General features: G+C 64.4%; 14 protein-coding genes. 4 read left to right on the top strand and 10 right to left on the bottom strand.

All coding sequences use genetic code 11. From position 1 onward, the window contains the following. Positions 1-164 precede the first annotated feature (164 nt). Positions 165-707 (top strand): hypothetical protein, encoded by a 543-nt coding sequence (locus AAFO90_RS08210; RefSeq protein WP_347509069.1) that lies wholly within the window; start codon positions 165-167, stop codon positions 705-707. A gap of 151 nt (positions 708-858) precedes the next feature. Here the strand turns inward: AAFO90_RS08210 and AAFO90_RS08205 are convergent, their stop codons facing one another. After that, positions 859-1,569, bottom strand: a complete 711-nt coding sequence (locus AAFO90_RS08205) for a VIT1/CCC1 transporter family protein (protein WP_274827710.1) — start codon at positions 1,567-1,569, stop codon at positions 859-861. A 111-nt stretch (positions 1,570-1,680) separates the two neighbouring features. Next, the gene (locus AAFO90_RS08200; protein ID WP_347509068.1) at positions 1,681-2,976 is read right to left on the bottom strand and encodes a calcium-binding protein; all 1,296 of its coding nucleotides are present in this window, start codon (positions 2,974-2,976) and stop codon (positions 1,681-1,683) included. Positions 2,977-3,151: 175 nt separating this feature from the next. Here AAFO90_RS08200 and AAFO90_RS08195 point away from each other — a divergent pair, with 175 nt between their 5' ends. Next, a complete protein-coding gene (locus tag AAFO90_RS08195) occupies positions 3,152-3,592 on the top strand; it encodes a group III truncated hemoglobin (RefSeq protein WP_347509067.1) in 441 nt (146 codons plus the stop codon). Positions 3,593-3,601: 9 nt separating this feature from the next. Here the strand turns inward: AAFO90_RS08195 and AAFO90_RS08190 are convergent, their stop codons facing one another. The 3 genes from AAFO90_RS08190 to AAFO90_RS08180 are packed head-to-tail and all read right to left on the bottom strand — an operon-like array spanning position 3,602 to position 6,497. Then, positions 3,602-4,627 (bottom strand): TIGR01620 family protein, encoded by a 1,026-nt coding sequence (locus AAFO90_RS08190; RefSeq protein ID WP_347509066.1) that lies wholly within the window; start codon positions 4,625-4,627, stop codon positions 3,602-3,604. Next, on the bottom strand, positions 4,627-5,082 hold the full coding sequence (locus AAFO90_RS08185) for a GNAT family N-acetyltransferase (protein WP_347509065.1): 456 nt from the start codon (positions 5,080-5,082) through the stop codon (positions 4,627-4,629). Before AAFO90_RS08185 ends, AAFO90_RS08190 begins: the two co-directional genes overlap by 1 nt. Further along, positions 5,079-6,497 carry a YcjX family protein gene (locus tag AAFO90_RS08180; RefSeq protein ID WP_347509064.1) on the bottom strand — a complete coding sequence of 473 codons (1,419 nt, stop codon included), beginning with the start codon at positions 6,495-6,497 and terminating at the stop codon, positions 5,079-5,081. Before AAFO90_RS08180 ends, AAFO90_RS08185 begins: the two co-directional genes overlap by 4 nt. Before the next feature lie 175 nt (positions 6,498-6,672). Here AAFO90_RS08180 and truA point away from each other — a divergent pair, with 175 nt between their 5' ends. Further along, on the top strand, positions 6,673-7,452 hold the full coding sequence (gene truA, locus AAFO90_RS08175) for a tRNA pseudouridine(38-40) synthase TruA (RefSeq protein ID WP_347509093.1): 780 nt from the start codon (positions 6,673-6,675) through the stop codon (positions 7,450-7,452). A 325-nt stretch (positions 7,453-7,777) separates the two neighbouring features. Here truA and AAFO90_RS08170 read toward each other — a convergent pair whose 3' ends face one another. Both AAFO90_RS08170 and AAFO90_RS08165 read right to left on the bottom strand, forming a co-directional pair. Continuing rightward, positions 7,778-8,593, bottom strand: a complete 816-nt coding sequence (locus AAFO90_RS08170) for a thioesterase family protein (protein WP_347509063.1) — start codon at positions 8,591-8,593, stop codon at positions 7,778-7,780. Positions 8,594-8,598: 5 nt separating this feature from the next. Beyond that, positions 8,599-9,834: an acyl-CoA dehydrogenase family protein gene (locus AAFO90_RS08165; protein ID WP_347509062.1), complete on the bottom strand. Its 1,236-nt coding sequence runs from the start codon at positions 9,832-9,834 to the stop codon at positions 8,599-8,601. Between the two features lie 123 nt (positions 9,835-9,957). Between AAFO90_RS08165 and AAFO90_RS08160 the strand changes: the two genes are divergently transcribed. Beyond that, positions 9,958-10,893, top strand: a complete 936-nt coding sequence (locus AAFO90_RS08160; RefSeq protein WP_347509061.1) for a glyoxylate/hydroxypyruvate reductase A — start codon at positions 9,958-9,960, stop codon at positions 10,891-10,893. Positions 10,894-10,912: 19 nt separating this feature from the next. On the opposite strand, the gene AAFO90_RS08155 is transcribed toward AAFO90_RS08160, so the two are convergent. From AAFO90_RS08155 to AAFO90_RS08145, 3 genes are read right to left on the bottom strand one after another with little or no spacing between them, the layout of a single operon-like run. Then, positions 10,913-11,413, bottom strand: coding sequence for a flavin reductase family protein (locus tag AAFO90_RS08155; protein ID WP_347509060.1), 501 nt, complete (start codon positions 11,411-11,413; stop codon positions 10,913-10,915). Between the two features lie 9 nt (positions 11,414-11,422). Then, entirely contained in the window at positions 11,423-12,658 is a 1,236-nt protein-coding gene (locus tag AAFO90_RS08150) for a styrene monooxygenase/indole monooxygenase family protein (protein ID WP_347509059.1), read from the bottom strand. A 38-nt stretch (positions 12,659-12,696) separates the two neighbouring features. Next, positions 12,697-13,473 (bottom strand): SDR family oxidoreductase, encoded by a 777-nt coding sequence (locus AAFO90_RS08145; protein ID WP_347509058.1) that lies wholly within the window; start codon positions 13,471-13,473, stop codon positions 12,697-12,699. Between the last annotated feature and the right edge of the window lie 19 nt (positions 13,474-13,492).

Below are 13,492 nucleotides of genomic sequence, written 5' to 3'. Positions count from 1 at the left end.
GCGGGCCTTATAGGGCGCTGCATCAGGAGGGTAAAGCACACAACGTCGCGACACCCTGCGCTGCTGCGCAACATTCTTGCGCCTCAACAGTTGCCGGACACACCCATGCGCTGTATTTACGGAGGAATAATCAATTAAAAGAACACAACACAGGACCCTTTTTAGTGAAAACCTACATTCTACCCGCGCTGCTTTCCGCCAGCGTCACGCTTTCGGCTTGCGACACAGCAGAATCCCCCAGCGAAACCTACGCCAGCAGGCTGCAAACCGCAGAACAGCTGCCTGTCTCAAAGAATATCTCGCTGACCGCGGCCGGGAAAAGGCTGCCATTGCAAACGGCGACACAGACCCGGATCAGCTTTGCGCAAAACGAGTTGAACGAAGCCAATCCCCCCATGACCCAAGCGGACTGTACACTGACCAGCTCCGCCTTTTCGGGCGCCCTGCGGGTTCCGGGCAAGGTGAACCTGCCCAGCTTTGGTCGCGCCACACCGCCGATGACGATCGCCTGCACAGATGGCAAAAAGACTGTCACTCAAACCATAGAGGTGACGAACCTCACCAAGCTCAAGGCCCAGGAAAATGCCGCCGCGCAGGTTCTTTGGGGTGGTGGTCTGCTGGGGGCGGCTGTGCTGGCCGGAATGTCCAGTGAACGCGACAAGTCTCTGGACCTCTACGGCTACCCTCCGAAAATCCAGGTCAAGTGATCCGCGCTGCGGATCAGTCAGAAGCACAGGTTCTGCGGCCCCCGTTGCGGGGCCTCAGCGCGCAATAAAAATGGAATGTCAGGATAACCTGACAAGGCCTTAAACCGTTTCGCACGCGAAACATTTTCCCCCGCCGGGCAGACACCGCGCCTCAAGCGTGGAACATCAGCCCCACGCCATAGGCCATGGCCGCCGCCGCACCGCCGATCACCAGCGTTTCCCCGCCCGAGCGCCACCAGGGCGCCAGCGACCAGCGGCTTTTGAGGGCGCCAATGGCAAAGAAACAGCCCATGGTCATCCAGGAGGACACGGTAAAGGCGTTGGAAAGACCGAAGAGAAAGGGCAGCAGCGGCACCATCCCCGCCACCAGAAAGGCAGCAAAGGTAGCGATGGCGGCCTTCATCGGGTGCGGGTCCACCCCGGCGAGCCCGTATTCGCCCTCGATCATCAGATCGACCCAGGTTTCGCGGTTCTTGCAGATCTCGTCGGTGGCCTCGTCCAGCACACGACCGCTCAAACCCTTGAGCCGCAGGATCTCTCGCACCTCTTCACGCTCACCATCCGGGTAGTGGTCGATATGATGGTTCTCGACCTGGCGCAGTCGGCGGGCGTCGTCCAGTTCGGCCTTGGTGCCGGAATAGTTACCTGCCGCCATCGAGAATCCATCGGCCAGCACATTGGCCAGCCCCAGCGCCACGATCACAAAGGGCGACAGCCCCGCGCCCGCCACCCCCGCCACGATGGCAAAGGTGGTGACGGATCCGTCGATGCCGCCATAGACCACATCGCGCAGCACCCCCCGCCCCGGCGGTGCGCCGATCCGGTCCTTGATCTCCTGCGGGCTGTGGCCGTGGTCTGTCATTGCGGGGTCTCCGGGCAGGGCATTTACGCTACCCTATCGCGGCAAAAGAAGGGGCGCAGCCCTCAAATAGAAGACCGCGCCCCGTCGTTGTTTTGCCCTCAACAGCAGGGATCAGAAGATGAAATCGCTTTGGTCCAGCTGATCCGCCATGACGCCTTCGAGCAGGATCGAGGTATTGCCAAATTCCACCCGCGCGCCGCGCCCCGCATCGCTGATGCTGAGATCGGCAAAATCCATGCCCAGGGTATTGAGGCTGATCAGGTCGATCCCGTCCTCAAAATCGGTGATCCGGTCGCGCCCTTCGCGCATATCGGTATAGACGAACTCATCCCAGCCCGCGCCACCGGTCAGCACGTCGCGGCCATTGCCGCCGGTCAGGACATCATCGCCGCTGTGACCCTTCAGCATGTCGCGTCCGGCGCCGCCCTCCAGCATATCATCTCCGCGGTGGCCTTTCAGCATGTCATTGCCAAAGCCCCCGTTCAGATCATCGCCGCCACCGTGGCCCTTCAGGTGGTCATCCCCCTCATCACCGAACAGGCGGTCGCTGCCCTTGTTACCGAAAAGATGATCGTCGCCACCATCACCGCGCAGCACATCGTTCTGGCTGCGCCCCCAGAGCCAGTCATCATCGGCGCCGCCATCGATCCGGTCGGTGCCCTTGCCACCATAGATCCGGTCGTTGCCAAGACCGCCGTCAAAGACATCGTCCCCCGCGCCCAGACGCACGGTTTCCGAAGCCCGCTGGAACTGGTCCTCAAGGATGTCGAGCGCCTGCGCCCGGTTGGTGCCTTCGATCTCACCCGCGGCCACGGGCAGCAGGCCCACATAGCCATCCTGCGATCCGTTGATCTCGCCGCCGGTCCCGGCGCCGAAGCCCGACCCCACATTTTGCCCATGAATAACGATTTCCCGGTTTTCCATCGGCATCAGATCCGCCGCAGTATAGTCGTTGCCGCTGACCGGGCTGAAGAAGTTGCTGTCGTCACCCAGCTCATAACTCTGGATGAAATTCATCGTGCCGTCCGACCGGGTCATCGGCAGCACCCCATCGCCATCGGTCAGCGGCAACAGGATGTCGCCATAGGCGGCCAACCCTTCCAGCACTTCGACAAATCCGTCCTGATCCGCATCATCCGCAGTCACCGGCATGCGTGCATCCGAAGGATTGCCTTCGGCATCAAAGGTGCCATGCACGTGCTGGGCGTGGCGCACATCCGGGGTCAGCCCCGCCGCCGAGATCGAGATATTCAGATAGCGGGTGCCGTCCTCTTCGGTGTTGACCGACAGCAGCGCATCGCCGGTGACGCCCGAATTGTTCATCGCCCCCAGGTCTACCGACCAGAAGGCGTCGGCGCCGCGCAGGAACGTTTCATAAGACGCATAGGATGAAGCCAGATGGGCCATAGGTATCTCTCCCTTTGTTTGAACCTCTGCCCACAGCCACGAAGCCCCCACGCAAAAAGTTTCAGCCCCGATGCGATTTTTTTTCAAACGGCTTTGGCCAGCCTAGGTCAGCCCCCTTTTCCCGCGCCTCCGGCCCGGCTATTGCTGTCCTTCGAAACCAAAGTCAGGAACTCCCGTGACCTCCTCCGATCTGCCCAGCCCCCCCGCGCAAGACGCCCCGCTGCGCCGCTTTGACATCAGCGGCGCCGAGATCGACGAGGTCGTGCGTGTTTTTTATGGCAAGATACGGCAGCACCCCGTGTTAGGGCCGGTGTTCGGCGCCCATGTGACCGACTGGCCGGAACACGAGGAAAAGATCGCCCGGTTCTGGCGCAACGCAATCCTGCGCGAGAAGTGCTACAACGGCAATCCGATGCGGGTGCATGTCTCCCGCCCCGATATCAAGGCCGAGCATTTCCCACTCTGGCTTGACCTGTTTCACAGCGTTCTGAAGGCCGAACTGCCCACGCAGACCGCGCAAAGCTGGGGCGCGCTCGCCGACCGGATCGGCGAAGGCTTCAGAACCGGCGTAACCGCCATGCGCCAGCCCAAGGATGCCCCGCCCAAACTGTTCTAAGGCGCGCGCCTAGCGGTCTGCGTCCACCTTTGACCTGGATTTTGAAAACAGACCGGACAGCGCCCGCTGCACGACCCTGCGGGTCGAAGGGCGGTGGCGCGGGGAAAACGGCATCGGGCGGCAGACCTCCATCGCGGCGATGCCAACCCGCGCCGACAGCGCCCCATTGACCACTCCTTCGCCAAACCGCCGCGACAATTTCGACAGGACCGATCCGCCCAGCACGGATTCCAGCAGATCGTCCCCCGCCGCAACCGCGCCGGTGGCCACCAGATGCGCCAGCACCGCCCGCGTCAGCCGCCAGGAGCCAAAGAGGCCCGAGCGTCCGCCGTAGATCTCGGCCACCCGCCGGATCATCCGCACCGAGGCAACAAGCGCCGTCACAACATCGGCCAGTGCCAGCGGCACCAGCGCCGTCACCGTCGCCACCTGCCGCGCGGCGCCTTCGACCTCCTGCAGGGCGCGCGCATCCAGCGGCGCCAGCAACTCGTCCTCGGCCAGCTGCAGCAAGGCATCGGCATCCATCACCTCGGGAGTGCGCTCGGCCAGTCGTGCGCGATGCCAGGCCAGATCCGCACGATCTCCATAAAACCGCTCCAGCCGCGCCACATAGGCGCGCGCCGCCGTGGGATCCTCCACCGCCGGGATCGCGGCCTGTCGCAGATCGTCAACCCGCTTCAGCCGCGCCAGCGCCAGCCCTTCGCGCAGCAGCATCAGCGCCGCCAGCACCAACGCCAGCAGCAAAGCGGCAGAGATCGCCCAGCCCAGAACCGGCACCCGCGCAATCAGCCCGGTGGCAAAGTCCCAGGCCGCAACTGACACCATCGCGCAGAGCAGTGCCAGAACCGTGCCCCAGAACCAGCGCGACAGCCGCGAGGGTGGCCGCGCCGCCAGCGCCGCAGCCCGCTGCATGGCAGCCGGAGGCGGCCCGCCCGGCACCTCCGGCCCAAGATCGGGAACCGGCGGCGCATCGCTGACAGCGGGGGCCGGTTTCTGGTCTTCCTCCAGGTCGAAGACGACGGGTCCCTGGCTCATCACGCGGCCTCCTGTTTCGCGGCCTGCCAGGCATAGGAAATATCCGGCAGCCCTTCGTCATTGCGCGCGCCATCGCTGCGCGCCGTCTCAGTAAACCCTTCGCGCAGGTAGAACCGCTGCGCCCCGGTATTGGCCTCAAAGGTCCAGAGATGCAGATGCCCGCTGCCCCCCTTGGCCGCCTCCAGAAGGCGTTTGCCTATGCCCTGCCCGCGCGCCTCGGGCGCCAGATAGAGGGCGCAGATTTCCGGACCATCACGGGCCAAAAATCCCAGCACCCTGGCGCCCTCCTCGGCCACGGTGACCCACCCCCGGTCGATCATCACCCCGCAAAAGGAAATCGCCTCGGCCCCGGAATACAGCTCTGGCATCCAGGGCGTTTCTGCCGCAAACCGGTGCAGGATATCGCCAATCGTGCCCGCATCCGTCGGGCGCGCCGGGCGCAATTCAAGGCTCATAGACGATCTCCGATCAGGAATTCGGCGGCCCGGTCCAGTCGGATATGCGGCAAGCCATCCCCGGGTCTGAGGCTCAGGGGCGCAGGCGCAAAGGCCATGCTCTGATAGTCTCCCTCCAGCCAGCTCTCCGCCCCTTGCCGCGCCGGGGTCAGCAGCTTGCCCGGGTCCTCGGGCAAAGCGCCGGGGTAAAAGGCCGCTTGCCGTCCACCCTCCAGCAGGGTTCCGCGCACGCAGGGCAACTCCTGTCCCTGATGGGGGCGCATTTCCTCGGTCGTGGTCCGCAAAGAGGCCAGCGACAGGGCCGCCGTTTCCGCCCCGGCAAAGCGGGCGCGGTCCTGCGCCTCGCGAGTCAGCGCCTCGATGATGGCGGTCAGCTGCGGATGCTGGACGTGGTGCAAATGGTCCGCCTTGGTGGCGGCGAACAGGATCTTCTCCACCCTTTTGCCGCCCAGGATCCGGGTCAGGAACCGGTTGCGCCCAGGCCGGAAGGCGCCCAGGATATCCGCCATCGACTGGCGTAGATCCTCGACCGCAGGCGGGCCGGAATGGATCGCCCCCAGCGCATCGACCAGCACCACCTGCCGGTCGATGCGGGAAAAGTGATCGCGAAAGAACGGCTTCACCACCCGCGCCTTGTAGGCCTCGTAGCGGCGCGCCATTTCCCGCCGCAGACTGCCACGCGGCGCGCTGCCCTCCCCGGCGGCAAGCGGCGCAAAGGTCAGCACCGGTGAGCCTGCGAGATCCCCCGGCAGCAGGAACCGGCCCGGCGTACAGTCATAATACCCGGCTTTGCGCGCGGCGTTGAGGTATTCGGTAAAGGCTTCCGCCAGCGCCTGCGCCTGCCCCTCGTCATGGGCGGCATCCGCATCGGTGGCCTCTGCGGCGGCAAGGAAACCCTGCGCCTCTTCCCGCCCGGCGATCCGGGCCAGCACTTCGCCGGACCACTGATCAAAGCTCTTGTCCAGCAGCGCCAGATCCAGCAACCATTCCCCCGGATAATCCACGATATCCAGATGCAACACCCGGGGCCCTTGCAGCCCGGCGAGCAGCCCCGAGGGCCGCACCTTCAGGCTGAGGCGCAGTTCGGAAACGGCGCGGGTGCTGTCCGGCCAATGCGGATCAGCCCCGGTGAGGGCGGCCAGATGGGATTCATAATCGAACCGCGGCACGGTGTCGTCGGGCTGCGGTTGCAGATAGGCAGTCTCGATCCGCCCGTCCCGCGCCGCCGATAGCTGCACCATGCGGCCCCGGTTCATCAGATTGGCCACCAGCGAAGTGATAAAGACGGTCTTGCCCGCCCGCGCCAGCCCGGTGACGCCGAGCCGCAGGCTCGGTTCCAGAAAAGTCTCCGACAGGCTGCTGCCCAGGGCCTCGACCCGGCGGGCTGCGCTGTCGGCTAGGGATGTCAGTACCACGCGCCTGCCTTTGTCCTGTTCTGCTGTACTCTGCTCTGCTTGGTCGCTCCGACGGCCGGGCCGCTGCCCCCAAGATAGGCAGGCTCCAGGCTGGATACCAGAGCCCGATGCAGCAAGCCAAGGTCGCCGGGGCAAAGGACTTGCCTTGTGTCCCGCACCGCGCTACTGCCGCGCCATGCCGCGTTTTGCTCTCAAAGTCGAATATCATGGGGCGCCCTTTGCCGGCTGGCAAAGGCAGAAGGAACACCCCTCTGTGCAGGGGGCGATCGAGGCTGCGCTGGCGCGACTGGAGCCTGGGGATCACACCATCGCCGCCGCCGGACGTACCGATGCCGGAGTGCACGGGCTGGGCCAGGTGGCGCATTGCGATCTGCAGAAAGACTGGGACCCCTTCCGCCTGTCAGAGGCGCTGAACTTCCACCTGAAGCCCAATCCGGTCGCCATCACCGCCTGCGCAAGGGTCTCCGATGACTGGCACGCGCGGTTCTCGGCGGTCGAGCGGCAATACCTCTTCCGCATCCTGATGCGCCGCGCCCCGGCCACCCATGAGGCAGGCCAGGTCTGGCAGGTGCCGCATGAACTTGATGCCGAGGCGATGCAGCAGGCCGCAGATCACCTGATCGGCCATCACGATTTCACCACCTTCCGCTCCACCATCTGCCAGGCCGCCAGCCCGGTCAAAACCCTGGATGAGCTGACGGTGGAACGGGTCGCGGGCTTCACCGGGCCGGAAATCCATTTCCACGTGCGCGCCCGCAGCTTTCTGCACAATCAGGTGCGCAGCTTTGTCGGCACGCTGGAACGGGTCGGCGCAGGCAGCTGGTCCCCCGTCGACGTAAAGGCGGCGCTTGAGGCCCGCGATCGCGCCGCCTGTGGCCCGGTCTGCCCCGGACATGGCCTTTATCTGGCCCGCGTCGGGTACCCCGATCCGATCTTTGCCACAGACAGTCGATAGCACCCGTCCCGAAATGCAGGGGCGGGCTCCCGCGCCTTTTTCGTGCTTCGCAGATACCAGGCAAAGCCTTGGGCCGGGCGCCGCAAACGCGGCGCGGATCCCTCACCCAACCGCCGGGTCAAGGGCGGCCCTGCCGCCGCGCGGCACGCGCGGTTTACCCTTGAGGCGGCATTTCAAAGACACAATCGAAGGCGCGCGTTCAGGGCAGACCTGCCCCTGAACCGCTTCCCCAGCAGCCCTGCGCCGCGCCAGCGGCGCCACGCCCAACTGTGCGGAGCATTCGCAGAATGCTGCAAACAGGCGGGAGCCCTCACCCGCCGCAACTTCAGGAGGGCGGGTGCAGCACCAGGGTCTGCAAGGCGGTTGCGACCGGCCCCCTGGTGTCCTGCAGGACCGATTGCGACATGCCGATACCGGTGCCGTGCCAATGCGACACGGAGTCGGAGGCCAGCCAGTCGCTTTCCGGGGCGCGGTGCACATGCAGGGTCAGGTCGGTGTTCATGAACCCCATTTCGGCCGGACGCGCGTTCCAGGAGATACCATTGCCGCAATCGGCAAGCGCGCAGAGCGACTGGATCGGCGACTGCTCCTCTCCCTCCAGAAGCGTCGTCGTGCGCATCCACATCGCCTTAGGGCCAGGGCCAAAGCCCGCCCCCGGTGGATAGGCAACATCCAGAAACTGCCCGAAATAGGGCCTGTCGTGCAGCCCGGCGCCGATGGTGAAATCGCCGGGCGTGGCCTCCTCCAGCCGCAGGGGCGTGACCGGCGCCGTCGGCACCTGGCCCAGATCCTTCTCGACCAGATGCATCGAAGAGGCCCGCACGCAGAGCGTTCCGTCGTCATCGTGGACCGTCACCGAAGTGGTTGCCAGCGTCCGGGTGTGGCGGGTGGTTTCCGCCGCCACCCAAAGCCCCGCCAGCGGCAGGGGGCGCAGGATGTCGAGGGTGAGCCGGGTCAGCATCTTGCCCGGCCCCACCGCCTGCTCTGCCGCCCGCGCCACCAGCCCGGTGACCGGACCGGCGTGGCAATGATCCGGGGACCAGGGACCCCGAGCCGGGTCATTACCGACAAAGGCGCCATCGGCGCGCTGGGAAAAGAACGGCGCCGCCGACAGGGCGTTCGACGACTGCGCCTTTGACATCAGCCTCAGACCTTTTCCTGCGTGTATTTCTTCAGCTCGGTCCGCGCCACCTGACGGCGGTGCACCGCATCCGGCCCATCGGCAAAGCGCAGCGCCCGCTGCCAGGTCCAGCCCATGGCCAGCGGTGTGTCCTGAGAAATGCCCTGACCGCCGTGCATCTGCATCGCCTCATCCAGCACCTTCAGCGCAACGCGCGGGGCAACCACCTTGATCTGCGAGATATGCGGCGCGGCGGCGCGCGCATCGCCCTGATCCATCATCCAGGCGGCCTTGAGGCACAGAAGCCGCGCCATCTCGATCTCCATGCGACATTCAGCGATGATATCGTAGTTGGCCCCCAGCTGCGCCAGCTTCTTGCCAAAGGCTTCTTTTTCAAGCGAGCGGCGGCACATCAGCTCCAGCGCCGACTCGGCCTGACCGATCGAACGCATGCAGTGGTGAATGCGACCCGGCCCAAGGCGCCCTTGGGCGATCTCGAAGCCGCGTCCTTCGCCAACCAGCAGGTTCTCGGCCGGAACGCGCACGTTGGTGAAGCGAAGGTGCATGTGGCCATGGGGCGCATCATCGTGGCCAAAGACCTCCATCGGGCGCAGGATCTCGATGCCCGGCGCATCGGCAGGCACCACGATCATCGAATGGCGCCCGTGTTTCGGCAGATCATCACCGCCGGTGCGCACCATCACGATATAGACCTTGCAGCGCGGATCGCCCGCACCCGAGGCCCAGTATTTTTCACCATTCAAGACATAATCATCGCCATCGCGTATGCAGGACATGTCGATATTGGTGGCATCGGAAGATGCAACTTCCGGCTCGGTCATCAGATAGGCAGAGCGGATTTCCCCCTCCAGCAGCGGCGCCAGCCATTCCTTCTTCATCTTGTCGGTACCGTAGCGCTCGAAGACTTCCATATTGCCGGTATCGGGAGCTGAACAGTTGAACACTTCGGAGCCCAGCGGCGTCTTGCCCATTTCCTCGGCAAAATGGGCATATTCCACGGTGGTGAGGCCAAAGCCACGGTCGCTGTCGGTCAGCCAGAAGTTCCACAGACCGGCAGCTTTCGCCTTGGCCTTCAGCCCTTCAAGGATCTCTGCCTGACGCTCGGTATAGGTCCAGCGGTCGCCCTTGCCGATCTCAGCCTGGTATTCGGCCTCCAGCGGCATGATCTCATCACGCACCATTGCTGCGACCCGGTCCAGCAGCTTGCGGTTCTCGTCCCGCATCCCAAAATTCATATCCATGACCTTCCTCCCTGCGCCTTTCGCTTTGGCTGAAATCATGGCTTAGTCGCGCGAACGCTGTCCAGCACTGTGACGGAACGTAACAGGCTGACGGTACGGAAGTAACGGAAGGAAACAGAGCGAATGGCACTACTTATCAGCATCGGACATGGCGGCTGGTTCACCGAAGAAGAGCTGGCAGAAGAGCTGCGCGCGCTCAGCCCCGGCGCGGATATCCGCCCGGCCTCAAACCCTGGCAACCTGGATGAGATCACCATGCTGGCCGTGTCTTCGCTGAAAACCGACATCGCCGCACAGCTGCCCAATCTGCAACTGGTGCAGAAACTGGGCGCCGGTGTCGAAACCATCGTCAACCACCCCACCGTGGCGCCGCATGTGCGCGTGGCACGGCTGAAGCCGGAAGAACCCGCGCGCGAAATCGCGGAATACTGTCTCGCCTATATTTTGCGCGAACAGCGCAATCTCCTGCATCACGCGGCGGCGCAGGCCCGGGCTAAATGGGATTCGGTGGCCCCGAAACGCACCCATATGACAACGGTCGGCGTTCTTGGCCTTGGTCATATCGGCGGGCTGACCGCGCGACTGATGGCGAGCCTTGGCTTTCAGGTTCACGGCTGGAGCCGCTCCCCCAAGGAGATCGAAGGCATCACCTGTCACCACGGCGCAGAGGCACTGCCGCAGATGCTGGGCCAATGCGATTACGTCTGCGCCATCCTGCCCTCGACCGCCGATACACGCGAGCTGATGGATGCGGAGCTGCTGGCGGCGATGAAACCCGGCGCGGTGCTGATCAACGCCGGGCGCGGCGATCTGATTGATGAACCCGCGCTGATCGCAGCGCTGGATCGCGGCACGCCCGGTCATGCGGTGCTGGATGTCCTGTGCACGGAACCCCTGCCCCAAGATGATCCGCTGTGGCGCCACCCGCGTGTGACCATCACCCCGCATGTGTCGGGCTGGCATCTGGGGGATGCACTGGGGGATGTGGTGGAGAACCTGCGCCGCCTTGGCACCGGTCAGGCGCTGCTGCACGAGGTGGACCGGGCGCGCGGTTACTGACGCGCCCGAAAACCAGTGTTCAGATCGGGGCCAGACATTGGAACCCCGACCGTTCATAGAGCAGCGGCTCGCCATCGCCGTGGACGATATCGGTGATCTCACCGATGAACACCGTATGGCTGCCCGCGTCAGTCGCTTCGCTCACCTCGCAGGAAAAACACAACAGCGCAGAGGCAAGGCGCGGCAGGCCGCGGGCGTCCTCCTGCCAATCGCCCTCGGAGAATTTCTCTTCGCCGGTGACCCCACCCTGCCCCGCGAATTGCAAGGCCAGCAGGCCATCGGGTTTGGCCAGCAAGTTGACATTGAACCGCCCGGTGTCCCGGATCGCGGCGCCAGTGCCGGTGGCGCGGTTGACGCAGACCAGAAGGCTGGGCGGCTCTGCCGACACCGAACAAACGGCGGTGGCGGTGATGCCCCGACGTTCCCGGCCCGCATCTGGCCCCGACAGGGCGGTGATCACCGTCACCGCCCCCGGGAACCGCGCCATCGCCGAACGGAAGCTGGCTGGATCGACGCTCATGCCCATGCCTCAGGCCGCCTGCAGTTGCGACAGATAGGCCTCTGCCGCCTGCGGATCGGCGAACCACGGGAAGAAGTCGCGCGGATCGTCGAACCCGTTGGTGATCCGGTTGGCCAGACGCGGCTCGGCGCAGGCGGTGCCCATGATATTAAGCACATGCGGCGGCGGCGGCAGCAGCATCATGTTGGTCCAGTTCACCACCCATTGCGCATAGTCCCAATAGGCGTTGAATGTGCCCTGCATCCAGGCCTCGTCAAAGGGCAGATCATCCCGCGCAAGAATCCGGTCCATATAGACCTTGGCCGCCTTGGAGGCGTTGTTGGACCCCTGCCCGGTGATCGGATCGTTGAGGCAGACCGCATCGCCGATGCCCAGCACCTTGGCGCCCGAGGGCAGCGTCGCCACCGGTTTGCGCACCGTCGGCGGGAAGCGGCCCGCGAGGATGCCGTTGTCGTCGGTCAGCTCGATATTGGTGCACCGCTCGGCCTCCCACGGCAGGAAGGTCGACAGGATTTCCTTGGATTTCGCCAGATGCTGTTCGGGGGATTTCACATCGCCCCAACAATCCATCGGACCGCCCGGCACGCCTTCAAACACCATGATCTCGCAAGGGCCGGTTGTGGTCAGCGCCGGGAAGACAAAATACTCGCCAACGCCCGGGATCAGGTTGAAACAGACCGCCGAATGCTCGGGGCGCGGGGTCATGCCGGTGACATAGGTCAGCGCCAGCGCCCGCATCGGCTTGTCATAGGGGGATTTTTCCGCGTCGCGTTCGAACAGCCGACCCACGTCGCCCTTACCCGAGGCGACCAGCACCAGATCGTCTTCACGCGCATAAAGCTCCAGATCGCTGATGCCGGCGTCCTTGATGACCAGCTGGCCGCCGAGGCGTTCGAATTCCTCCAGCCAGACCGGGATCTTGACCCGCTGGTCCACCGAATAGGCAAAGCGGTCCAGCCGCCCGGTCCAGTCGATCGCCTTGGCGCCTGCCTCTTCGGGGTGCGGCACGGCAAAGGAAATGCCTTCGACCGGGGGGCACTGGTCCTCGGTCCAGAAATCGATACCGAGATCGCGCTCGTTCTGTACCGATTCGCCAAACATGCACTGGCTGGACATGACACGGCCGGTCTTGATGTCTTCGGCGGTGCGGTTCTGCACGATGCGGACCTTGTAGCCCTGTTTCAACAGGCCAAGCCCCAGTTGCAGTCCGGACTGGCCGCCACCGATGATGGTGATCTTTCTCATGGTTGTTACTCCCTGTCGGTTTGTTTTTATGCGCAGGCTCAGGCCATCAGCTGGGCGATGGCTTCTTCGTCGCGTTCCGGACCCATTGCGGTATAGCCGCCGTCGACGCGGATATCGGTGCCGGTGATGAAGCCCGCCTCATCCGAGCAGAGGAACAGCACCGAATTGGCGACTTCCTCGGGGTTGCCGGTGCGCCCCAGAAGGTGGAACGGCTTGGCCACGCTGTCGGTCTTCTCCCGGTCGCCGCCGGTCAGCTCATCCATGATGTTCGACCAGGTCCAGCCGGGGCTGACCGCGTTGACGCGAATGCCATCGGGCGCCAGATCCATCGCCTGGTTGCGCGTCAGCTGCAGGATTGCCGCCTTGGACACCGGATAGAGCCAGCGACCCTTTTGCGCGACGCGCGCCGAGATCGAGCCGAAATTGACGATGGCGCCGCGGTTCTTGGCCAGTTCTTCGCGCGCGGCCTGCATCAGCATGACCGAGCCGACGATGTTCACATCAAGGCTTTCCAGCCACTCCTCCCGGGTCGATTCCGCGCCGTTGTCGAGGTAGGAACAGGCCACGTTGACCAGAAAGTCGATGCGCCCGAATTCTTTCTTGGTGGCCGCGACCAGCGCCGCGATGTCATCATCCTCGCGCAGGTTGGTCTTGCAAAAGGCAATACCATCGCCCACCAGCGCCTGACCTGCCTCTTCATTGATGTCGGCGATCATTACCTTTGTGCCCGCGGCGCGAAACGCCTGTGCGATGGCTGCGCCGATCTTGGTGGCGCCGCCTGGAATGATGGCAACCTTGCCGTCCAGTCCCTTCATCTGTCATATCCCTGTCGTG

The sequence above is a fragment of the Phaeobacter sp. CAU 1743 genome (assembly GCF_039839315.1).
Lineage (GTDB): Bacteria > Pseudomonadota > Alphaproteobacteria > Rhodobacterales > Rhodobacteraceae > Phycobacter > Phycobacter gallaeciensis_A.
Note: the sequence above shows the minus strand (reverse complement) of the source record. Positions and strands in the feature narration are given on the sequence as shown.